General features: G+C 72.4%; 22 protein-coding genes. 14 read left to right on the plus strand and 8 right to left on the minus strand.

Annotated features, from left to right (window positions below; genetic code table 11):
- Window positions 1–8 precede the first annotated feature (8 nt).
- Together dtd and FHG10_RS02265 are read right to left on the minus strand one after the other, a co-directional pair.
- Window positions 9–446, minus strand: coding sequence for a D-aminoacyl-tRNA deacylase (gene dtd / locus FHG10_RS02260; RefSeq protein WP_152351697.1), 438 nt, complete (start codon window positions 444–446; stop codon window positions 9–11).
- A gap of 72 nt (window positions 447–518) precedes the next feature.
- The gene (locus FHG10_RS02265; RefSeq protein ID WP_152351698.1) at window positions 519–2027 is read right to left on the minus strand and encodes a phosphotransferase; all 1509 of its coding nucleotides are present in this window, start codon (window positions 2025–2027) and stop codon (window positions 519–521) included.
- A 126-nt stretch (window positions 2028–2153) separates the two neighbouring features.
- Here FHG10_RS02265 and FHG10_RS02270 point away from each other — a divergent pair, with 126 nt between their 5' ends.
- The 7 genes from FHG10_RS02270 (at window position 2154) to purM (ending at window position 8566) form a co-directional block, all read left to right on the plus strand.
- Window positions 2154–2582: a DUF3151 domain-containing protein gene (locus FHG10_RS02270; RefSeq protein WP_152351699.1), complete on the plus strand. Its 429-nt coding sequence runs from the start codon at window positions 2154–2156 to the stop codon at window positions 2580–2582.
- A 164-nt stretch (window positions 2583–2746) separates the two neighbouring features.
- The gene (locus tag FHG10_RS02275) at window positions 2747–4039 is read left to right on the plus strand and encodes an adenylosuccinate synthase (protein ID WP_152351700.1); all 1293 of its coding nucleotides are present in this window, start codon (window positions 2747–2749) and stop codon (window positions 4037–4039) included.
- A 25-nt stretch (window positions 4040–4064) separates the two neighbouring features.
- Window positions 4065–4577 (plus strand): sterol carrier family protein, encoded by a 513-nt coding sequence (locus FHG10_RS02280; protein WP_193636166.1) that lies wholly within the window; start codon window positions 4065–4067, stop codon window positions 4575–4577.
- The gene (locus FHG10_RS02285; RefSeq protein WP_152351701.1) at window positions 4574–5353 is read left to right on the plus strand and encodes a copper homeostasis protein CutC; all 780 of its coding nucleotides are present in this window, start codon (window positions 4574–4576) and stop codon (window positions 5351–5353) included. Before FHG10_RS02280 ends, FHG10_RS02285 begins: the two co-directional genes overlap by 4 nt.
- Window positions 5350–5739, plus strand: a complete 390-nt coding sequence (locus FHG10_RS02290; RefSeq protein WP_152351702.1) for an MSCRAMM family adhesin — start codon at window positions 5350–5352, stop codon at window positions 5737–5739. The genes FHG10_RS02285 and FHG10_RS02290 overlap by 4 nt, the downstream gene beginning before the upstream one ends.
- A 77-nt stretch (window positions 5740–5816) precedes the next feature.
- The gene (purF, locus tag FHG10_RS02295; RefSeq protein WP_152351703.1) at window positions 5817–7430 is read left to right on the plus strand and encodes an amidophosphoribosyltransferase; all 1614 of its coding nucleotides are present in this window, start codon (window positions 5817–5819) and stop codon (window positions 7428–7430) included.
- Window positions 7427–8566, plus strand: a complete 1140-nt coding sequence (purM, locus tag FHG10_RS02300; RefSeq protein ID WP_152351704.1) for a phosphoribosylformylglycinamidine cyclo-ligase — start codon at window positions 7427–7429, stop codon at window positions 8564–8566. Before purF ends, purM begins: the two co-directional genes overlap by 4 nt.
- A gap of 114 nt (window positions 8567–8680) precedes the next feature.
- On the opposite strand, the gene FHG10_RS02305 is transcribed toward purM, so the two are convergent.
- Window positions 8681–8887 carry a DUF3073 domain-containing protein gene (locus FHG10_RS02305; protein ID WP_152351705.1) on the minus strand — a complete coding sequence of 69 codons (207 nt, stop codon included), beginning with the start codon at window positions 8885–8887 and terminating at the stop codon, window positions 8681–8683.
- 529 nt (window positions 8888–9416) lie between these two features.
- Here FHG10_RS02305 and FHG10_RS02310 point away from each other — a divergent pair.
- Window positions 9417–9617 carry a BldC family transcriptional regulator gene (locus FHG10_RS02310; RefSeq protein ID WP_152352009.1) on the plus strand — a complete coding sequence of 67 codons (201 nt, stop codon included), beginning with the start codon at window positions 9417–9419 and terminating at the stop codon, window positions 9615–9617.
- 84 nt (window positions 9618–9701) lie between these two features.
- Here FHG10_RS02310 and FHG10_RS02315 read toward each other — a convergent pair whose 3' ends face one another.
- Window positions 9702–10877: a lysylphosphatidylglycerol synthase transmembrane domain-containing protein gene (locus tag FHG10_RS02315; protein WP_152351706.1), complete on the minus strand. Its 1176-nt coding sequence runs from the start codon at window positions 10875–10877 to the stop codon at window positions 9702–9704.
- A gap of 97 nt (window positions 10878–10974) precedes the next feature.
- On the opposite strand from FHG10_RS02315, the gene FHG10_RS02325 reads away from it, so the two are divergent.
- On the plus strand, window positions 10975–13629 hold the full coding sequence (locus tag FHG10_RS02325) for a UvrD-helicase domain-containing protein (RefSeq protein ID WP_152351707.1): 2655 nt from the start codon (window positions 10975–10977) through the stop codon (window positions 13627–13629).
- Here FHG10_RS02325 and FHG10_RS02330 read toward each other — a convergent pair.
- The gene (locus FHG10_RS02330; protein ID WP_152351708.1) at window positions 13616–14182 is read right to left on the minus strand and encodes a hypothetical protein; all 567 of its coding nucleotides are present in this window, start codon (window positions 14180–14182) and stop codon (window positions 13616–13618) included. The two genes, FHG10_RS02325 and FHG10_RS02330, sit on opposite strands and share 14 nt — an antisense overlap.
- Before the next feature lie 28 nt (window positions 14183–14210).
- Here FHG10_RS02330 and FHG10_RS02335 point away from each other — a divergent pair, with 28 nt between their 5' ends.
- A complete protein-coding gene (locus tag FHG10_RS02335) occupies window positions 14211–14807 on the plus strand; it encodes a TetR/AcrR family transcriptional regulator (protein ID WP_152351709.1) in 597 nt (198 codons plus the stop codon).
- Between the two features lie 69 nt (window positions 14808–14876).
- Here the strand turns inward: FHG10_RS02335 and FHG10_RS02340 are convergent, their stop codons facing one another.
- Genes FHG10_RS02340 through FHG10_RS17875 form a run of 3 tightly spaced genes read right to left on the minus strand, consistent with a single transcriptional unit; the run spans window position 14877 to window position 17141 of the window.
- Window positions 14877–16142 carry a YncE family protein gene (locus FHG10_RS02340; RefSeq protein WP_152351710.1) on the minus strand — a complete coding sequence of 422 codons (1266 nt, stop codon included), beginning with the start codon at window positions 16140–16142 and terminating at the stop codon, window positions 14877–14879.
- Entirely contained in the window at window positions 16139–16783 is a 645-nt protein-coding gene (locus FHG10_RS02345) for a hypothetical protein (protein ID WP_193636167.1), read from the minus strand. The genes FHG10_RS02340 and FHG10_RS02345 overlap by 4 nt, the downstream gene beginning before the upstream one ends.
- 10 nt (window positions 16784–16793) lie before the next feature.
- Window positions 16794–17141 (minus strand): hypothetical protein, encoded by a 348-nt coding sequence (locus tag FHG10_RS17875; RefSeq protein ID WP_193636168.1) that lies wholly within the window; start codon window positions 17139–17141, stop codon window positions 16794–16796.
- Between the two features lie 126 nt (window positions 17142–17267).
- Here FHG10_RS17875 and sucC point away from each other — a divergent pair, with 126 nt between their 5' ends.
- From sucC to FHG10_RS02370, 4 genes are all read left to right on the plus strand, one after another.
- Entirely contained in the window at window positions 17268–18434 is a 1167-nt protein-coding gene (gene sucC / locus FHG10_RS02355; protein WP_152351711.1) for an ADP-forming succinate--CoA ligase subunit beta, read from the plus strand.
- A gap of 9 nt (window positions 18435–18443) precedes the next feature.
- A complete protein-coding gene (sucD, locus tag FHG10_RS02360) occupies window positions 18444–19334 on the plus strand; it encodes a succinate--CoA ligase subunit alpha (RefSeq protein WP_152351712.1) in 891 nt (296 codons plus the stop codon).
- 264 nt (window positions 19335–19598) lie between these two features.
- On the plus strand, window positions 19599–20327 hold the full coding sequence (locus FHG10_RS02365; protein ID WP_152351713.1) for a metal-dependent transcriptional regulator: 729 nt from the start codon (window positions 19599–19601) through the stop codon (window positions 20325–20327).
- A gap of 193 nt (window positions 20328–20520) precedes the next feature.
- Window positions 20521–21507: a C40 family peptidase gene (locus tag FHG10_RS02370; RefSeq protein ID WP_227487984.1), complete on the plus strand. Its 987-nt coding sequence runs from the start codon at window positions 20521–20523 to the stop codon at window positions 21505–21507.
- Window positions 21508–21621: the final 114 nt, after the last annotated feature.

Consider the following 21621-nt stretch of genomic DNA (forward strand, 5'->3'; position numbering starts at 1 on the left):
GGCCGGGGTCAGGCCTCGAGGAGGATCGTGAAGGGCCCCTCGTTCGTGAGCGAGACCCGCATGTGCGCGCCGAAGCGGCCGGTCGAGACCTCGACTCCGCGGGCGCGGATCTCCGCCACGAGGTCGTCGACGAGAGGCTCGGCGACCTCGCCGGGAGCGGCCTTCGACCAGGACGGCCGGCGTCCCTTGCGGGCGTCGCCGTAGAGCGTGAACTGGGAGACCACGAGCACCTGTGCGCCCGCATCGAGCGCCGAGCGCTCTCCCTCGAGGATCCGCAGCTCGCAGATCTTCCGGGCGAGCACGGCGACCTGCTCGGGCCCGTCCCCGTGGGTGACGCCGACCAGGGCGAGCAGCCCCTCGCCCGCGACTTCGCCCGTCATCTCGCGGCCGTCGGGGCCGTCCACCTCGACGCTCGCGCCGTCGACCCTCTGCAGCACTGCTCGCATGGTTGCGAGGGTATCGGGCCCGTCGTCTTTGGCGTGGTCCGGTGCACCGCACCTCCGTGCGGCCCTGCGGCCTCAGCCGTCCAGACCCGGGGGGATGCGCCTCTCCAGGGTGGGGGAGTCGTCGCCGGGGAACGACGAAGGCGGCGCCTGCGTCGGAGGCGTCTGCGGGGGCCCCTGCAGGGGTGCGCTCTGCCGCGGAGGAGTGTGTGAAGAGGGCTGCCCGCCCTGCGGCTGCGCCGGAGCCGGCGCTCCAGGTGCGCCCGTCCCCGTCGGCCCCGTCTGCTGCACGGCGTTGCGCTCCGTCTCGGCGGTGCGGGCGGCCTCGACCCAGCGCTCCGCGATCCGCACGATCGCCTCGGTCGCGGCCTGCCAGGCGGCCTCCTGCTGCCGGTGCGGGCCGGTGGCGAGGGAGAGCACGACACCCGCGCTGCGCAGAGCGAGCTCGGTGGGATCCACGCGGCGCCTGAACACCTCCTGCCAGGCGTCGATCGCCGTGAGCACGCGCTGCTGCACGGCGGGGTCGATGCGGCGGGTGCTGCCTTCGTCGGCGAGGACGCTGAGGTGGGCGAGCAGGCACGCGAGGTCGTCGGCGCGGCGTCCCGGGCCCACCGTGTCGATGTCCAGGACGCCCACCACCTCGCCGCCGTCGACGAACACCTGCGCCTCGTAGAAATCGCCGTGGACGACGTCGTGGGCGGAGAGGTCCTGACGCCGGCCCACGGCCGCGAGCCCCTCGCGGATCTCGCGCACGAGGGCATCGACGCGAGGACCCAGCGACGGCAGCGAGGAGCTCACGATCCCGGCGTAGAACTCGATCGAATCCGTCCAGGGCGGCCGCATGGGCAGGGGGAACAGGGAGGCGGGGAGGCGGTCGAGCATCGCCACCAGGTCCTCGGCGCGGCAGGCGTCGACGCCCTGGTCGAGGATCGCCCGCGAGAGCGGCATGCCCGGCAGCTCCTCGAGCACGACAAGACCCTCGCGATGCGCGATCACGCGCGGCACGGGCACGCCCGCGGCGAGCAGATGGCGGTGGCGCTCGACGATCTCGCCGGAGCGGCGCGGCTGCATGACCTTGAGGTACAGGCCGCGATCGGGCAGCTGCGCGCGCAGCACGGCGCGTCGGCCCGGGCGGTACGAGATGACCTCGATCGGGACGTGCTCGGCGGTGCCCGGCATCAGCGGCACACCCATGTCCACGAGGGTGCGGCCCACGACGTCCGGGTAGCAGACCTTCGGGAGCATCGGCAGCCACGGGTCGTGCGGATAGCGCCAGACGCGCACGTTGATGTCGCCGTCGGTCATCACCATGGAGTTCTCGGCGTCCAGGAGGTCCTTCTCCTGCTCGCCCACGTGGGCGCTCGCGCCGAACAGCTCCTCGCGCGCGGGCGCCTGCGCGCCGTCGATCTCCGGCCAGGAGACCGTGGTGCGGTAGAGGGCCTTCGTCGAGCGGCCGGGCCGGTGGTCGACGTGATCGAGCTCCCACGTGCGCAGCACGCCGCCGGCATTGTTCACTGCCGAGCGCAGCAGGCCTCCGGCGCCGGGTCCCGTGAGCAGCTCGGACCCGTCGGATGTTCGATCCATGACCCTGTTTCTACCAGGTGCCGTGCGCGAGCACACACTCCTGTGAGTGGTTCGAGACCGTCCGGGGCCCGTTCGCGGCCTCCCGGCAGCGCCCGTCGGCCGCTCCCTCCCGCATACGATGGATCCATGAACGAGACCTCCCGCCCGATCGGGGCCGAGAACCTGCTGGGCATCCCCCCGACCTACCTGCCCGAGGACCACCCGGACACCGCCGTCGCGTCCGCGCTCGCGGACGGGGCCGACGCCCGCGAGCTCGCCGCCCGCTATCCCGCCTCGTCGCTCGCCTGGGCCGAGCTCGCCCAGGAGGCGCTCGAGTCCGAGGACCCGGTCGCCGCCTACGCCTACGCCCGCACCGGGTACCACCGCGGACTGGACGCCCTGCGCCGCGCCGGCTGGAAGGGCCAGGGACCGATCCCCGCCTCCCACGCCCCGAACCGCGGCTTCCTCAAGGCCCTCGCGCTGCTCGGCGAGTCCGCCGGGCGCATCGGCGAGCGCGAGGAGGCCGAGCGCATCCGCGACTTCGTCCAGGACGCCGACCCGAGCCTGCTGGGCTGAGTCCACGTCGCCACGTCGCCACGACGCCACGTCGCCACGTCGCCGCTGCGTCCGGGATGGATCACCGCCGGATCGCGCCCGCGTCGGGGCGGCCCGGGGATCCAGGCGCCGATTGCTAGACTCTCCGAGGTCCATCCACCGTCCCACCCGCTGCAGGAGCTGCCATGCCGGCCGTCGTGATCGTCGGAGCCCAATGGGGGGACGAGGGGAAGGGGAAGGCCACCGACCTGCTCGGTGAGCGAGTCGATTACGTGGTCAAGCCCAACGGCGGCAACAACGCCGGGCACACCGTGGTCGTCCACGGCGAGAAGTTCGAGCTCAAGCTCCTTCCCGCCGGCATCCTCTCGCCGCAGGTGACGCCCGTGATCGGCAACGGCGTGGTGGTGAACCTCGAGGCGCTCTTCGAGGAGATCGCGACGCTCGACAGCCGCGGCGTGGACACGGCCCGTCTGCGCATCAGCGCGAACGCGCACGTCGTCGCCCCGTACCACCAGACGCTCGACAAGGTCACCGAGCGCTTCCTGGGCAAGCGCGCGATCGGCACCACGGGCCGCGGGATCGGCCCGGCCTACATGGACAAGGTGGGGCGCCTGGGCATCCGCGTCCAGGACCTCTTCGACGAGTCCATCCTGCGCCAGAAGGTCGAGGGCGCCCTGCGGCAGAAGAACGAGCTGCTCGTGAAGCTCTACAACCGCCGCGCCGTCGAGGTCGACGAGATCGTCGAGGGGCTGCTCTCCTACGCGGAGCGCCTGCGTCCGATGGTCGTGGACACCGTCGAGCTGCTGAACATCGCCCTGGATCGCGACGAGGTCGTGCTCATGGAGGGCGGCCAGGCCACGTACCTGGATGTGGACCACGGCACCTACCCGTTCGTCACCAGCTCGAACCCGACCGCGGGCGGCGCCTGCATCGGCGCCGGCATCGGCCCCACCCGCATCGACCGCGTGATCGGGATCGTGAAGGCCTACACGACGCGCGTGGGCGCCGGCCCCTTCCCGACCGAGCTCGAGGACACGTGGGGCGAGTACCTCCAGACCACCGGCGGCGAGGTCGGCGTGAACACCGGTCGCCCCCGGCGCTGCGGCTGGTACGACGCGCTCATGATCCGTCACGCCCAGCGCATCAACGGCTTCACCGACATCGTGCTCACCAAGCTCGACGTGCTCACCGGCATCGAGGAGGTGCCGATCTGCACCGCCTACGACGTCGACGGCGTGATCCACCGCGAGATGCCCATGACCCAGACCGACTTCCATCACGCGGTGCCCGTCTACGAGACGCTGCCCGGGTGGACCGAGGACATCTCGGGATGCCGCACCCTCGAGGAGCTCCCGGAGAACGCGCGCGCCTACGTCGCCCGCCTCGAGGAGCTCGCCGGCTGCCGGATCAGCGCCATCGGCGTGGGCCCGGACCGTGAGGACACCATCACCGTGCACGACCTGCTGCCGAGCAGCTGAGGCGCCCGAGCATGACCGCACGCCCATGACGATCCGCCGACGCACCGACCCCGCAGCCGGCGACCGCGCCCTGGCCGCGTGGGCCCTCGACCCCGGCGCCGCGACCCGTACGACCCTCGCGCCCGCCGTGCGCCACACCCTCGAGCTGGTCGCCGAGGAGCAGCCCGGCAACTCCGTGGAGCTGCGCGTCCCGCCCTTCGGCGCCGTCCAGGCGATCGCCGGGGTGCGCCATACGCGCGGCACGCCCCCCGCGATCGTCGAGACCGACGCCGCGACCTGGCTGTCCCTCGCCGTCGGCGACCTCGCCTGGGAGGAAGCACTGTCGAGCGGGAGAGTGAGCGCGAGCGGGGAGCGCTCGGACCTCACCGATCTGCTGCCGCTGCCCGGGCCGCGCCGTGTCGCGCGCCGCGCACGGGAGGCGCACGCGGCGGCCGAGCCCGCAGGGACGCCGGACAGCGGATCGGCCGGGGAGCCGTCGGACCGCGGCCCGACGGCCGAGGGGCGGACGGACGACGCGCGGACGGAGGAGGAACGATGAGCCTCGCCGTCGAGATCGCCGTCCAGGACCTCGAGGGCCTGCGGACCGCCGCGCTCGCCGGCGCGGACCGCGTGGAGCTCTGCGAGGAGCTCTCGCGCGGAGGCCTCACCCCGGACCTCTCCCTCGTGGACGCCTGCGTCGCCGAGGCCACGCGGCTGCGCGGGGCGCGCGACGCCAAGCCCCACTTCGGCGTGCACGTGCTGGTGCGCTGCCGGGCCGGCGAGGGCGACCTGCGCACGGCTCCCGACGAGTTCGTCTTCGACGAGGACGAGATCGCGCGGATGGCCCGGCAGGCCGCGGACGCGGTCGCCGCCGGCGCGGACGGCGTCGTCCTCGGCGCCCTCACACCGCAGCGCACGCTCGACATCCCCGCCCTCGAGGCCCTGCGGGACGCGGCCCTGCGCGCGGGGTCCGAGGCCCTGCGCGGCGTGGTCCTCACCTGCCATCGCGCCGTCGACGCCCTCGTGGACGACGACGCGCGCGAAGAGGCGGTGCGCACGCTCCTGGGGCTCGGCTTCCACCGCGTGCTGAGCTCCGGAGGGGCCGCGAGCGCCCCGCAGGGCACGGCATGCCTGGCCCGGATGGTCCGGGCGGCCGACGGGCTCCTGGACGTGTGCGCCGGCGCGGGCATCCGCCCGATCGACATCCCCGAGCTCGTCTCCCGGGCCGCAGTGCCCGACATCCACCTCTCCGCCCGCCGCCCCGCGGACGACGGACGCACCATCACCGATCCCGCGGTCGTCCAGGCCGCGGTCGACGCCGCAGGAGAACTGTGACCTCCCAGCCCACTCCCGATCCCGCCCCCGAGCCCGAGTCCGCCTCCGACTCCGCCCCCGAGTCCTCGCGCGAGCCCGAGCCGACCGCGCCCCGGCATCCGTCGCCCGAGGAGACTCCGGCGACGGAGCCGGCGCCCGCGCCCGAGACCACGGCCGTCTACGTGCGGCGGCGCCGTGTGCCCACGCTGGCCTTCTGGGTGACCCTCGCGATCCTCGTGGGGCTCGTGGCCGGCGCGATCACCGCGTTCGTCACCGGCGTGAGCGATGTCGGCGGCATCCTCTACTTCGCCGTCACCGGTGGTGTGTTCGTGGGCCTCCCGCTCGCACTCATCGCCGCGATCGTCGACGCCGTGGCCCACCGCTCGGAGCGTCGTCGACCCCGCTGAGCATGCGGGGGGAGCGACCTGCTGGACGCTCCCGGACGGCCGACGGTCGGGTGCGTTCCATATGCGATGATGGGCCCGTGGCACGCGGCGACGGAATGCTCTCGCACGATCTGCTCCCCGGTGAGAAGGGGCCCCAGGACTCCTGCGGCGTCTTCGGCGTCTTCGCCCCCGGCGAGGAGGTCGCCAAACTGACCTACTACGGTCTCTACGCCCTGCAGCACCGAGGGCAGGAGGCCGCGGGCATCGCTGCGAGCGACGGGGAGCAGATCCTCGTCTACAAGGACATGGGCCTGGTCTCCCAGGTCTTCGACGAGTCCGCGCTGAGCTCGCTGACCGGGCACATCGCCATCGGCCACGCCCGCTATTCGACGACCGGCGGCTCGATCTGGTCCAACGCCCAGCCCACCCTCGGCCCTCGGCCCGACGGCACCGTCGCCCTCGCCCACAACGGCAACCTCGTGAACACCGGTGAGCTCGTGGAGCTGCTGCGCGAGCGCCACGGGGACGCCGGTCCGGGCAAGGGCGAGATCTCGCGCGGCAACACGACGGACACGGCGCTGGTCACGGCCCTCCTGGACACCGACGCCGCGCTCGGCGAGGCGCTGAAGGACCTGATGCCGCACCTGCGCGGCGCCTACTGCTTCACCCTCATGGACGAGACCACGCTGTACGCGGCGCGCGATCCGCAGGGCATCCGGCCGCTGGTGCTGGGCCGCCTCGAGCGCGGCTGGGTGGTGGCCTCCGAGACCGCCGCGCTGGACATCTGCGGGGCGAGCTTCGTGCGCGAGGTCGCCCCCGGCGAGATGATCACCATCGACGCGCAGGGCCTGCGCAGCGAGCAGGTGCTCGAGCCCCACCCCAAGGGCTGCGTCTTCGAGTACGTCTACCTCGCGCGCCCCGACACCGAGATCGCGGGCCGCAGCGTCAACGCCTCGCGCGTGGAGATGGGGCGCCGGCTCGCCCGCGAGCATCCCGTCGAGGCGGACCTCGTGATCCCCACCCCCGAGTCGGGCACGCCCGCCGCGATCGGCTACGCCCAGGAGTCCGGCATCCCCTACGGGCAGGGGATGGTGAAGAACTCGTACGTCGGCCGCACCTTCATCCAGCCCAGCCAGACGATCCGCCAGCTCGGCATCCGCCTCAAGCTCAACCCGCTGAAGGAGGTCATCGCCGGCAAGCGCCTGGTGGTGATCGACGACTCGATCGTGCGCGGGAACACCCAGCGCCAGGTCGTGCGGATGCTGCGGGAGGCCGGTGCGTCCGAGGTGCACGTGCGCATCTCCTCGCCGCCCGTGCAGTGGCCCTGCTACTACGGCATCGACTTCGCGACCCGCGCCGAGCTCATCGCCAACGGTCTCGACGTCCCCGAGATCGCCCGCTCCCTGGGCGCCGACTCCCTCGGGTTCATCTCCGAGGACGGCATGATCGCCGCGACCGAGCAGCCCCGATCGGCCCTGTGCACCGCGTGCTTCAGCGGCCAGTACCCGGTGCCGCTCCCCGACCCCTCGGCGCTCGGCAAGAGCGTGCTCGAGGCGCGCCGCAGCGAGCAGCGCGGCGGGCGAGCAGGCTCGTCGGCCGCTCCCGCCCCGACGCCCGTCCCCGCATCCGCAGCCCCTGCGCCCCATGCAGCCACCACCCCGGCCGATCGTCCCGTCCCGGCCGCCACCTCCCAGGAGACCGCATCCGCATGACGACCACTCCCGAAACCCCCGCGCTCACCTACGCCGAGGCGGGCGTCGACACCGCCGCGGGGGACAAGGCCGTCGAGCTCATGAAGGCCGCCGTCTCCGCGACCCACGGCTCCGAGGTGCTCGGAGGCGTAGGTGCCTTCGCCGGCCTCGTCGACGTCAGCGCGCTCAAGGCCTACGAGCGTCCGCTGCTCGCGTCGTCCACCGACGGCGTGGGCACGAAGATCGCGATCGCCAGGGCCCTCGACGTGCACGACACCATCGGCCAGGACCTCGTGGGCATGGTCGTCGACGACATCGTGGTGGTCGGAGCGAGGCCCCTGGCCATGACCGACTACATCGCCTGCGGGAAGGTCGTGCCCGAGCGGATCGCCGACATCGTCCGCGGCATCGCCGAGGGCTGCCGCCTGGCCGGGTGCGCGCTCGTGGGCGGGGAGACGGCCGAGCACCCGGGCCTGATGGCCCCCGAGGACTACGACGTCGCGGGTGCCGCCGTGGGCGTCGTCGAGGCGTCGGCGATGCTCGGCGCGCACCGCGTGCGCACCGGCGACCGGATCATCGGCATGGACTCCTCGGGCCTGCACTCCAACGGCTACTCGCTCGTGCGCGCGGTCATCGAGGCCGCAGGGCTGGGACTGGATGCCGAGATCCCCGAGCTGGGCCGCACGCTCGGCGCGGAGCTGCTCGAGCCCACCCGCATCTTCACCGGGGACCTGCTGGCACTTCTGGGCGACGCGGCCGGCGCGGGGGTGCACGCGCTCAGCCACGTCACCGGCGGCGGGCTCGCCGCGAACCTCGCGCGCGTGCTCCCCGAGGGCACGACCGCCGTCGTGGACCGCGGAGCCTGGCGGCCGGCGGCGATCTTCGAGCGCGTGAGCACCTGGGGCGGAGTCCCGCTGCACGATCTCGAGGCCACGCTGAACATGGGCATCGGCATGGTCGCGGCCGTCGCGCCCGAGAATGCCGACGCCGCCATCGGCCTCCTCGAGTCCCGGGGACTGCCCTCCCGCGTGATCGGAGAGGTCGTCGCGGGCGACGAGGCCCCGCGGCCCACGGGCCAGGACGTCCTCGTCTCCGGTGCGAAGGGCGTCGACGGGGGAGGCGTGCTGCTGACCGGCATGCACGAGGACTGGTCCTGAGCGGTCGGATCCGCCTGAGCGACCGATCCCGAGCGGACGAGCTCCCCTGCACGTGAAGAGGGCGACCCCATCGGGGTCGCCCTCTTCACAGGGTTCGCATCTGCCGAGCGGGGCTCAGCGGCGGCGGGAGGCCGTGGAAGCCGGTCCGTCCTCCGCCCAATCGGCGTCGTCGGTGTCGCTCTCGGGCGCCTCGTACTCGGTGTCGGCCGAACGATGGGACTGGAGCTCGCGCTGGAGGGCGGAGAGGTCCGTCGGCGGGCTGTAGTACTTGAGGTCCCGTGCCACCTTGGTCTGCTTGGCTTTCTGTCGGCCACGACCCATGGATCTGACCCCCTGTGCGTCGGCTGGCGGGCGCGCGAGCCCGGACGATGGCAATGTTTCGGAACCCGATCCTACATCGGAACCATGTGCACCAGCCAACCGGCGGGGCAGGTGTGAGCAACGCCGAACCCGGCGCGCGAGCGCGCGGCGGACCCTGTTCCGGGCGCTGATGGGGCGGGGGACGGGGCCGACCGGACGGGGTCGGGTCCGCCCTCTGGGGCGCGGACGTGTCCGGATCCTCACGGCGGGCGCCGATCGGCGTGCGGCCTGCCCGCGCTCGCGCTGTCGCGGGCACGGGGAGCGCATAGCGGATGGCACGTGAGAAAGCGGGATGAATGTCCGATTTTCGTCCTTTGGTGCCGGTCGTGGCCCTGCCGTGCGCTGGAGCGCGAAAGTTTCCAGTCGGTATTGGAACTTTCGTCCGTGTCGTCGGCTCTGTCCGAGTCGCTAAGATGGAAGCGCAACCTTGGCCCCACACACCCAGAGAAAGGGGACCCCCCCAATGGCTGCAACGATTGAACAGCACTCGATGGAGAGCTCGTCGTCCTACACGGCACTTCTCACCCCCGCTGAGGTCGCCCGGCTCTTCCGGGTCGATCCGAAGACGGTGACGCGTTGGGCGCAGTCGGGCAAGCTCTCACCTCTGCGCACGCTCGGCGGCCACCGCCGCTACCGGCGCGAAGAGGTCGAGAGGCTCCTGACCGAGAGCACGGGTGAAGAGGCCCGCTGACCTCTGAGCCGACGCCCTCACCAGTGGCGTGCCGGTCACGACGGCCCGCGATCCGCATGGATCGTGGGCCGTCGTGCTGTGCGCTCATCCGCGTCGGCGCACGAGCTCCCGCGCCCCGAGCACGCCGCCGAGGACGAGGGGGACGGCCCAGGTCGCGCCCCCGAGCACGAGGGCGGTCGCGCCGGACGCCGCCGGTGCGCCGCCGAGCGCCGTGAGCAGCAGGGCGACGGCCGTCTCCGTGATGCCGCCCCCGCCGGGGGTGACGGGCACGAGCGAGAGGGCCCGGCCGATGAGGAAGACCCCGAGCAGCGGGAGGGGCTCCACACCGCTCGTGAGGGCGTCGGCCGCGATCCACAGCACGGCGCACTGCGCTGCGCGCGCCGCGAGCATCGGGACGAGGATCCCCGCCCAGCGCCGCCGCAGGATCCGCGCGACGCGGTCCCGTGCCTCCAGCGCGAGCGCGGCGGGGTTCTCGTCGGCCCTCGACTGCGCCTCCTCCCGCGCGTCCCCGCCGCGCCCCGCGAGCGCGAGCACGGTGCGGAGCGTCGGGCCGAGGGCGTCGAGGATGCGCACGGTCGTCGGCCGATGTGCGAGGACCGCGAGCACGGCCGCGGTGAGCACGACGCCCAGAGCCGCGACGATCGTCGCCCCGAGCGTTCCCGGGAGGTCGTGGCGCACGCCCAGCGCGGCGTAGGACGCGAGCGCCGCGAGGGGGATGACGATGCCGCCCAGCAGCAGGTCCGCGGAGGAGAACGCGGCGATCCCGGTGACGATCGTGCGCGTCGGCGTGCCGCGCCGGCGAAGCACCGCGCCCGTGAGCGCGATCCCCAGCAGGGATCCGCCCGGCACTGCGAGCGCGGTGGCCCCGGCGGCCGCCTGCGCGCTCACGACCGCGCCGACCGGCGCACCGGGGAGCGCCGCGCGTGCCGCGAGAGCCTCGAGGAGCACCGCGAGCACGCCGAGCACGAGCGCGGCGAGGAGCACGGGCGTCGGCACTGCGGCGAGCGCATCGAGGATCTGCGCCGGGTCGAGGTGCAGGGCGCGCGGCAGCAGCCAGACGAGCAGCACCACCAGCAGCACGAGCGAGCAGGCGGCGAGCAGCAGACGACCCGGGGAGGGGCGATCGGAGCGGGTGAGGCCCAGCAGGCTCGCGAGCAGGCCGTCGGCCCCGGCGGACGTCGGCGCCGCGGACGCGCCGGAGGACGGGGGCGGCGACATCGACGGGTCCCCGGGGTGGTGAGCGGGGTCATCGGGCGCCATGCCCGGGATTCTCCCATGCGGGGAGAGCGCGAGGTCGTCCACAGCAGCGACCCAGGGTGCGCGGGATGTCGGCGGGCCCGCCTATCCTGGTCGGGCCATGAGCTCTCTGTTCGACGACATGTCCCTGCCCGAGTCCTTCCGCCGGCTGAGCGGGGTCCGGGTGGACCCCGACGCGCCCGACGCGCCCGACGCCCCGCCGTCGGACGAGGAGCTGCCCCCGCCCCCGGAGGACGACGCCCCGCCGCCTGAGGACGAGGGCGAGGGCGACGGGGCCTGGGTCCCCGCCGTCGCCGAGGCCGCGGCGCCGTCGACCGCTCTGCGCGGCCCTCTCCCCGATGTCTCCGATCTCGTCGAGGGCCTCAACCCTCCCCAGCGCGAGGCCGTCGAGCACCGCGGCAGCCCGCTGCTGATCGTCGCGGGCGCCGGCTCGGGCAAGACCCGCGTGCTCACGCGACGGATCGCCCATCTGCTGCGCACGGGAGAGGCGCTTCCCGGCGAGATCCTCGCGATCACCTTCACGAACAAGGCCGCCGCCGAGATGCGGGAGAGGGTCGAGGAGCTCGTGGGCCCCGCTGGCCGCGGCATGTGGGTCTCGACCTTCCACTCCGCCTGCGTGCGGATCCTGCGCCGCGAGCATGCGGCCGCCGGGCTCAAGAGCTCCTTCACGATCTACGACTCGGCGGATTCGCTGCGCCTGATCACGAACATCGCGAAGGACTTCGGGCTGGACACGAAGAAGAACCCGCCCCGCGGGATCGCCTCGAAGATCAGCTCGCTCAAGAACGAGCTCGTCGACCCGATCGACTATGCCGATCAGGCGGAGAGCGCGAAGAACCCGTTCGAGAAATCCATCGCCCAGGTGTTCACCGCCTACACCGAGCGCCTGCGCCAGGCCAACGCGGTGGACTTCGACGACCTCATCGGCCTCACCGTCGAGGTGCTGCGGGAGAATCCGGCGGTGCGCGAGACCTACCGTCGGCGCTTCCGCCACGTGCTCGTGGACGAGTACCAGGACACCAACCATGCGCAGTACTCCCTGGTGCGCGAGCTCGTGGGCGACGACCCGCGCGCGGACCTCACGGTGGTGGGCGACTCCGACCAGTCGATCTACGCCTTCCGCGGGGCGACCATCCGCAACATCGTGGAGTTCGAGCAGGACTTCCCCTCGGCCCGCACCATCGTGCTCGAGCAGAACTACCGCTCCACCCAGAACGTCCTGAGCGCGGCGAACGCGGTCATCGAGGAGAACCAGGGGCGGCGCAAGAAGAACCTGTGGACCGACCAGGGCGAGGGCGAGAAGATCACCCTGTACGTGGCCGACGACGAGCAGGCCGAGGCCCGCTTCATCGGCCGCCAGATCGACGCCCTCGTGGACGGTGGTCGCCGCGCGAGCGACATCGCGATCTTCTACCGCGCCAATGCCCAGTCCCGAGCGCTCGAGGACCAGCTGGTCCGCGTGGGGCTGCCCTACAAGGTGGTGGGCGGCACCCGCTTCTACGAGCGCCGCGAGATCAAGGACGCGATCGCCTATCTGCAGGTGCTCGCCAACCCCGACGACGAGATCAACCTGCGCCGCATCCTCAACGTCCCCAAGCGCGGCATCGGCGACCGGGCCGAGGCCGCGATCGCCCTGCTCGCCGAGCAGGACCGCATCAGCTTCGGCGACGCCCTGCGCAGGGCGGAGGAGGCACCCGGCATCGCCACCCGGTCCCTGAACTCGGTGCGCACCTTCGTCTCGATGCTCGACGACCTGCGGGAGCTGTATGCGAGCGGGACCGGTCCGGCGGAGCTCGTCGAGCAGGTGCTCCAGCGCTCGGGCTACTACGCCGAGCTGCAGAACAGCGACGATCCCCAGGACGAGTCGCGCCTGGAGAACCTCGCCGAGCTCGTGGGCGTGGCCAGCGAGTTCGAAGCCCAGACGGAGGCCGCCGCGGCCGCCGCGAGCGAGTTCGAGGACGAGGACGCGGAGGGCACGGAGTCCGGCGAGGTCGCGGACGGGTCCGCCCTGCCCGCGACCGACGACCCCGAGGCGCCGCTGCTGGACCAGTTCCTCGAGAAGGTCTCCCTGGTGGCCGACGCCGACCAGATCCCCGGGCAGGAGGACCAGTTCGTCACCCTGATGACGCTGCACACCGCCAAGGGCCTCGAGTTCCCGGTCGTGTTCCTCACCGGACTCGAGGACGGCACGTTCCCGCACCAGCGCACGCTCGCCGACCCGGACCAGCTCGAGGAGGAGCGGCGCCTGGCGTACGTGGGCATCACCCGCGCCCGCGAGAAGCTCTACCTCACGCGCGCGCAGATGCGCGCGACCTGGGGCGCCCCGCAGTTCTTCCCCGGCAGCCGCTTCCTCGACGAGATCCCCGAGGCAGTGCTCGACGTCGCGCGCGCCGGCTCCTCGCTCTCGGGCATGGGGTACGCGGGATCCGGCGGCTACGGGAGCGGAGGCTTCGGGGGAGGCGGCTACGGAGGCGGTCGCGGGGTCTCCTCGCGCGGGCCGTCCTTCAGCGGCGGCGCGGGCGGCGGCCGACGGGACGTCACGCGCCCGTCGTTCGGCTCGGGCCGCAGCGCGAGGTCCGCGGCGGACATGCCCTCCCTCGCCGTCGGCGATCGCGTCACCCACGACACCTTCGGCATGGGCACTGTCAGCGAGGTCACGGGCCAGGACGAGAAGACCCAGGTCGAGGTCCAGTTCAAGGCGCCCCACGGCACCAAGCGCCTGCTGCTGCGCTACGCCCCGCTCACGAAGCTGTGAGCGCGGGGCGGCGCCGGCGCCAGTAGCCGACGAGCGCCGTGATGATCGCGAGCGGCCACACGAAGAACGGCACGTAGCAGGCGAGCAGGAATGCCCGCTCGCTGCCGTCCATCCCGTGGTCGGGGACCCATCCCTCGCCGAGGCCGAGCCACACCCTGCCCAGCGAGTAGAGCAGCATGCCCCAGATCGCGAGCATCGCCAGCAGGCCGAGCGAGCAGATCGCGGCGGGCAGCCAGCGCGGGATCACCCAGCCCCCGAGCACGGGCACGTGGCGCGGTACGCGCTCGCCCCAGCGCATCGCCAGCCCCAGGCAGGCGAGGCCGACGAGCACCTCCACGGCATCGAGGCCGAGCACGTAGCCGACGGTTCCGGCCGAGGCCGTGTACACATCGGCATCTGCGAAGCCCACGTCGACCCCGCTGAGCATCAGCAGGCGCCACAGCACCGAGGGCAGCGGCAGCAGCAGGCACAGCGCGGTGGCCGCGAGCGCCCAGCGGGGAACGGGACGGCCCACGGAGCCGCGAGCAAAAAGAGACGACGTTCCAGAACTCATGATCTGATACTGGACTACGATCGCTGGTATGGCAAGACCCGCGCGCTTCACGACCGACGACGTCCTCGACGGGGCGGCACGGGCGCTCACGGCCGTCGGCCCCTCGGTGACCATCGCCGACATCGCCCGGGAGATCAGCGGGCCCAGCGGTTCGATCTACCATCGCTTCGCCTCGCGGGAGGAGCTGCTGGGCCGGCTCTGGATCCGCTCGATCCGCCGCTTCCACGAGGACCTCCTCGAGGCCATGGCGCTGCCCGACCCCTGGGAGGCCATCGCCGCGAGCGCTCGCTGCGTGCCCGCCTTCTGCCGCCGGCGCCCTCAGGAGGCGCGATCGATGCTCCTGTTCAGCCGTGCGCGGCTGCTCGAGAACGGCCCGGAATCCCTCCACGAGGATGCGGAGGGCATCAACGACGCGATCGACGCCTCCCTCGACGACCTCGCCGAGCGTGCCTTCGGGGACCCGGGCCCCCGGCGCCGGGAGCTGCTCGCCGTCGCCACCCGTCAGACCCCTTACGGCATCACGCGCCCCTTCATCGGACGGGAGATGCCGCCCTGGCTCGATGATGCGGTCGCCGCTGCAGCGCTCGCGATCGCGCGACTCGACCCCGCCGACCACGGGAGCTGAGCGCGGCCTGCGACGCGACGCACCCCGCGAGCGCCGGGCCTTGTCGGCTGAGCGTCCCGTGCCTCCCGCTCACGCCTGCTCGGTGTCGTCGAAGACGTCGATGCTGCCCGCGTAGTTCGCGACCCACACGCTCGCCGTCGTCGGCTCGAAGGCGACGCCCACCGGGTTGCGGCCCACGCTCTCGCGCTGCACCTCGGCGAAGGTGGCGACGTCGAACTTGGAGACCGAGTCCTCGTAGTAGTTCACGACGTACAGGGCGGTGCCGTCCGGGGAGATGTCCATCGAGCGGGGCTCGCGTCCCGTCGGCGTCTCGCGCAGCACCTCGCCGCTCGCGGCGTCGAGCTCGAGCAGGCGGTCCGACCCCGCCTCCGTGAGGTACATGCGCGCGCCGTCCGGGGAGAGGACAAGGTGGCGGGGCTTGCGCCCCGTCTCGCGCACGAGTTCGCTGGTGCCGGCGGGGATGTCCAGGCGGAACAGCTCGTCGGCGTACATCGCGGTGACGTAGGCGGTCTCGTTGTCCGGGAGCACGACGATGCCGCGGGGCGCGGAGTCCACGGGGATCTCGGCGGTGACGCTCGCGCTCTCGAGATCGACCACGGAGACCGTGCGGTCGCACCAGTTGGTGACCAGGGCGAGGGAGCCGTCGGGGGAGAGGGCGACGAACTTCGGCACCCGACCCACCTCGATCGCCTGGTCCCAGCTCATGGTCGCCACGTCCAGGCGCAGCAGGGTGCTGCGGCCGGTCTCCTCGCCGTGGCGGCAGTCGTCGTTGCCCGAGGCGCCGTGCCCCTCGCCGCTCATCTGGTACTGCGAGACGTAGGCGTAGCGGCCGTCGTCCGTCCAGGCGGCCTCCACCGGCGCGCCGGTGCTCGTCCCCGGGTACTGCGGGAAGCCGAGCGCGGACATGTCCACGGTGTCCGGGACGGTCGCGGCCAGGCTGCGGTCGGCGGCGTCGTAGAGGGTGACGGAGTGGCTGTAGAGCATGTTGTTGGCGATCACGTGCCCGTGGCCGCTGGCGACCACGGACTTCGGCGTGATGTCACCGGTGATCCGCTGCCGCTGGCCCATGCGGGTCTCGGACGACGGCGCGTCGAGGCTCGTGGCGCTCGCCGTCGGCACTCCCTCCGCGGGAGCGGGGTCGGTGCTCTGCGCCGCGCCCGGCAGGCCGCCCTCGCCCGGTCCCTCACCCCGCCCGTGTTGGACGAGTCCCACGACCGCGACCACCAGAGCGAGGCACAGCAGGGCCGCGAGGAGCGGCAGGATCGCGGGCCGACGGGGGGCGACCTCCGCGTGCAGGCCGGCGAGCGTCGTCGATCGCCGGTTCCGCGGGCTCATCGCCGCCGGGTGCGCTCGCGCACGGGCTCGGTCTCTCTGTGCTCCGCCCGCCTGTGCTCCGTCTCCCGGTATTCCCGGGGTTCCGCGTCGCGACTGCGCCCGCCGCTGCGGTCCCGGTCCCGCGCGTCCGGCCGACGGTCGCGGTCGTCCGCGCCCGGCTCGTCCGCGCCCGGTGCGTCCTCGTCCAGCTCGTCCTCATCGCCCTCGAGTCCGAATCCGACCCACAGCGCCCAGCCGAAGCGGACCACCATGAGCACCAGCACGACCGCGAGGACGACGGTGAAGGGGATCTGCACGCCGGTGCGGGTGACCACGAACCAGATCACGCCCAGCGAGGCCCCCATGATCACCGCGTCGCGCAGCGCCGAGAGCAGGCGCTGGCCGATGCGTGCGCGCTTGAGGTGGCGCCGCGTGGCCTCGGTGTAGACGGCGGCGTCACGGCGGTAGCGGCGGCCGCGCTCGCGCATGTGCTCGCGGGACTCGCGCGTGCCCTCGTCGGCCGCCTTCGACGCCGCGCGCGCGTAGGCGCCCGCCCGCTCCGTGCTGCGGCGGGTGGAGTCGCGCGCCTGGCGGGCGAGGTCGGGCGCCTGCCGACGGGCGGTGTTGCGCGCCGCCTTTGCGTAGGTCTTCCAGCTGCTCATGGGTCCTCCCTCAGCGGCCGTCGTCGCGCCAACGGATGTCGCCCCCGCCGTTCGGACGATGCCGACGCCGGCGGGCCCCGTCGCGCCCGCCGGCGTCGGCATCGTCGCGGGGGTCGTAGCGGCGGGGATCGCGGGAACCATCCCCCGCGCGCCGACGGGCGCTGCGCGCTCGCTGCTCCCCGATGTAGGAGAGGCCCACGTTCAGCGCGAGGGTCAGCACGATCGAGAGCACGAGGCCCGCGACGCTCGAGCGGACGCCGAACACGCGCAGCAGCATGAACAGCACCAGGACCGCGACGAGGCTGAAGCCGATCTGGTCGCGGATCCGGCGGGTGAGACTGCGGGATCGTGGGGCCACGGTCACAGCCTAGTCGCGCGGTGCTGGGACGGGCGTCGGCGGCGATATGGTGGAGACGTTCGAGGGGCGGTTCGAGGGCCGACGAGGGCCCGCCGCCCGCCTACGACAACGGAAGGACGAACATCCGTGGACCTGTTCGAGTACCAGGCCCGCGATCTCTTCGAGAAGCACGGCGTCCCCGTGCTGCCCGGAATCGTCGCGGAGGACCCACAGGCCGCCAAGGCCGCCGCTGAGACCATCGGCACCCCGGTGGTGGTCGTCAAGGCCCAGGTGAAGGTCGGAGGCCGCGGCAAGGCCGGCGGCGTGAAGATCGCGAAGTCCCCCGAGGAGGCGGAGCAGAAGGCCTCCGAGATCCTCGGCATGGACATCAAGGGCCACACCGTGCACCGCGTGATGATCGCGGGCGGCGCGGACATCGCCTCCGAGTACTACTTCTCCCTGCTGCTGGACCGCGCCAACCGCAACTACCTGGCCATGTGCTCGGTCGAGGGCGGCATGGAGATCGAGCAGCTGGCCGTCGAGCGCCCGGACGCGCTCGCGCGGGTGGCCGTCGACCCCAACACCGGGATCGACGAGGCGAAGGCGAAGGAGATCGTCGAGACCGCAGGCTTCGACGCGGAGACCGGGGCCAAGGTCGTCCCGGTGCTGCAGAAGCTCTGGGACGTCTACAGCGCCGAGGACGCGACCCTCGTCGAGGTGAACCCGCTCGTGCAGACGGGTTCCGGCGAGATCGTCGCCCTGGACGGCAAGGTCACCCTCGACGACAACGCGCAGTTCCGCCACGAGGAGCACGCAGGCCTCGTGGACACGGCCTCCGAGGACCCGCTCGAGGCGAAGGCCAAGGCCCTCGACCTCAACTACGTGAAGCTCGACGGCGAGGTCGGCATCATCGGCAACGGCGCGGGCCTGGTCATGTCGACGCTGGACGTCGTCGCCTACGCGGGCGAATCGCACGGCGTGAAGCCCGCGAACTTCCTGGACATCGGCGGCGGCGCGAGCGCCGAGGTCATGGCCAACGGTCTGGACGTCATTCTCGGGGACCAGCAGGTCTCCGCGGTCTTCGTCAACGTGTTCGGCGGCATCACCGCGTGCGACGCGGTGGCCAACGGCATCGTCGGCGCCCTGCAGAAGCTCGGCGACGCCGCGACGAAGCCGCTCGTGGTCCGCCTCGACGGCAACAACGTCGAGGAGGGGCGGGAGATCCTCGCGGACTTCGCGCACCCGCTCGTCACGCAGGCCGACACCATGGACGGCGGAGCGGCCAAGGTCGCCGAGCTCGCCGCAGGAAAGTGAGGGACCGTCATGTCGATCTTCCTCGATGAGAACAGCAAGGTCATCGTCCAGGGCATGACGGGCTCGGAGGGCATGAAGCACTCCCAGCGCATGCTCGACTCCGGCACGAACGTCGTCGGCGGCGTGAACCCCCGCAAGGCCGGCCAGACCGTGTCCTTCGAGGGCGGTCACGAGGTCCCCGTCTTCGGATCCGTCGCGGAGGCCATGGAGGCCACCGGCGCGAACGTCTCGGTGGTCTTCGTGCCGCCGAAGTTCGCCAAGTCCGCCGCGATCGAGGCCATCGACGCCGCGATGCCGCTGCTCGTGGTCATCACCGAAGGCATCCCGGTGAAGGACTCCGCCGAGTTCTTCAACTACGCGAAGGGCAAGGGCACCACCCGGATCATCGGCCCGAACTGCCCGGGCCTGATCAGCCCCGGGAAGTCGAACGCGGGCATCACCCCGGCGAACATCACCGGTCCCGGCAAGCTGGGCCTGGTCTCGAAGTCGGGCACGCTGACCTACCAGATGATGTACGAGCTGGCCGACCTCGGCTTCACCACGTGCATCGGCATCGGCGGCGATCCGGTCATCGGCACCACCCACATCGACGCGCTCGAGGCGTTCGAGAACGACCCGGACACGGTGGGCGTCGTGATGATCGGCGAGATCGGCGGCGACGCCGAGGAGCGTGCGGCCGCGTACATCAAGGACAACATGTCCAAGCCGGTGGTCGGCTACGTCGCGGGCTTCACCGCCCCCGAGGGCAAGACCATGGGCCACGCGGGCGCGATCGTCTCCGGCTCCGCCGGCACCGCGCAGGCGAAGAAGGAGGCCCTCGAGGCTGCGGGCGTGAAGGTCGGCAAGACCCCCACCGAGACGGCCGACCTCATGCGCGAGATCATCTCGGCCCAGGCCTGAGAGCGCGTCCGGGCGCTCGGGTCCGAGGCGGAGCCGCATCGCGGGCCGCGGCGGGCCGGATCGAGCCCGACGGCCGATGGACGGGCGGGCACCCAGCGGGGTGCCCGCCCGTTCGTGCGTCCGGGGGCGGGACAGGGTGACGGGGCTCGGGTCCGCGGACGCGTGCCGGCGTGCGCGTCGGCCGTCAGCGCAACCGCTGGGGGAGTGTCGGTCTGAACAGGTACGGTAGAGCCCGTCGGAGGAACCAGGAACGGAGCAGTATCCATGAGCAGCGATCTTGTCGACACCACGGAGATGTATCTCAAGACGGTGTTCGAGCTTCATGAGGCGGGCATCCCCCCGATGCGCGCCCGGATCGCGGATCGGCTCGGGCACTCAGGGCCGACTGTCTCGCAGACCGTCGCCCGCATGGAGCGCGACGGCCTCCTGCACCTGGACGACGAGCGCCGCATCATGCTCACCGACAAGGGGCAGGCCATCGCGACCGACGTGATGCGCAAGCACCGTCTGGCGGAGCGCCACCTCATCGAGCAGGTCGGGCTGCCCTTCGAGCTGGTCCACGAGGAGGCCTGCCGCTGGGAGCACGTCATGAGCCGCGAGGTCGAGACGCGCATCGCCCAGCAGATCGTCGCGCCCTTCATCGATCCCTATGGCAACCCCATCCCGGGTCTGGCCGAGCTCGGGATCGATACGTCCGACGAGACGGGTGTCACCCCCGAAGGTCAAGACTCGGCAAGCTGGCACGGCACCCTCGACCGCGCGCTGGGCGGCTCCGGGTCGCTCGAGCTGCGCCTGCGCAGGATCGGTGAGACGGCTCAGACCGACGTCGAGCTGCTGCGTGATCTCGCTGGTCACGGAATTCTCCCCGGTGAGACGTTCCGGGCGGAGCGGACGCAGTCCGGCTTCCGGCTGCAGGGAGACGGCGCGGAGCCGATCATCATCGACGAGGACACCGCCGGTCAGCTCGTGGTGACTCCCGCGGCGGCCGAGTAAAGAGACGGCAAGGTCTTCCCCAGGCCTTCCCAGGACGCTGGGTGCGGGCGTTCAGGAGTCCTTAGGGTCGAGGGCGTGCCGATCGCAGAACGATCGGTCGACGCCCACCGAGTTCGGCGCGCAGCGCTTCGGTCCGGGCAACTGAAGACGAAGCCGAATCTCCGCTCCGGCGGAGGCCCAGGGGAGCCCTCACGTGTCGAAGACTGCGATGAACACGCACCGCCGAGCCATGCGCCCGGTGACGCCGGCCGTCCGCGCCGGCCGCACCGCCGCCGGCGCTGCGATCGCCGCCACCATGCTGTTCGGCGGGTCCGCCGCCGCGACCGCCGACGGGTCGAACCAGGCCGATGGCGCCGCGCCGGCCCAGGGGAACGCCGCCCCGGCCGTGCTTCCCGCGGTTGACGCGAAGCCTTCGCAGATCCAGAAGCTCGCGACGAGCACCGCTTCGGCGGACCAGGGCTCGGTCCTCGAGACCTCCAGGGTCGAGAACGCCATGAGCGTCAAGTCCGCCGATCAGATCGCGGAGGACAAGGCCGAGCAGGAGGCCGCCGAGCAGGAGGCTGCTGAGCAGGAGGCTGCTGAGCAGGCCGCCGCCGAGCAGGAGGCTGCTGAGCAGGCCGCCGCGGACGATGCCCAGGACGACCAGTCCCAGGGTGCGGAGGACGACCAGGCGCAGGAGAGCACCACCTCGGGCTCGACCTCGTCGCACGAGAGCTCCTCGAACTCGGGGTCCTCGAGCTCGCGCTCTTCGCACTCCCCCTCCAGCAGCTCCTCCTCGAAGTCCAAGAAGTCCACCTCGGACTCCTCGGAGGAGAAGTCGCCGAGCAGCTCCTCCTCGAGCGCTTCGGGCAACTCGATCGTCGCCACCGCCCGCAGCGGGAAGGGCACCCCGTACGTCTACGGCGGCACCAGCACCAGCGGCTGGGACTGCTCGGGCTTCACCCGGTGGGTCTACGCGCAGAACGGCATCAGCCTCGGCCGCACCGACTCGGCCCAGGCCGCTCGCGGCCGCGTGGTCTCCCAGTCCGAGGCCCGTCCCGGCGATCTCATCCGCAAGCCCGGCCACATCGGCATCTACATCGGCAACGGCAAGATGATCGACGCCGGCAACCCCCGCGTGGGCACCGTCGAGCGCGACATCTACTCGGGCTCCTGGACGTACATCACGTACACCCACTGATCATCCCTGACATCCCCCGCGTCGCACGTCGGCCCCGCACCCCTCGGTGCGGGGCCGACGTGCGTCCGGTGTTGGCCCGTGCGGATCAGGCGCGGACCCAGGTGGACGTGGCAC

Origin of the sequence: Brachybacterium subflavum (assembly GCF_009299795.1) — a bacterium.
Taxonomy (GTDB): domain Bacteria; phylum Actinomycetota; class Actinomycetes; order Actinomycetales; family Dermabacteraceae; genus Brachybacterium; species Brachybacterium subflavum.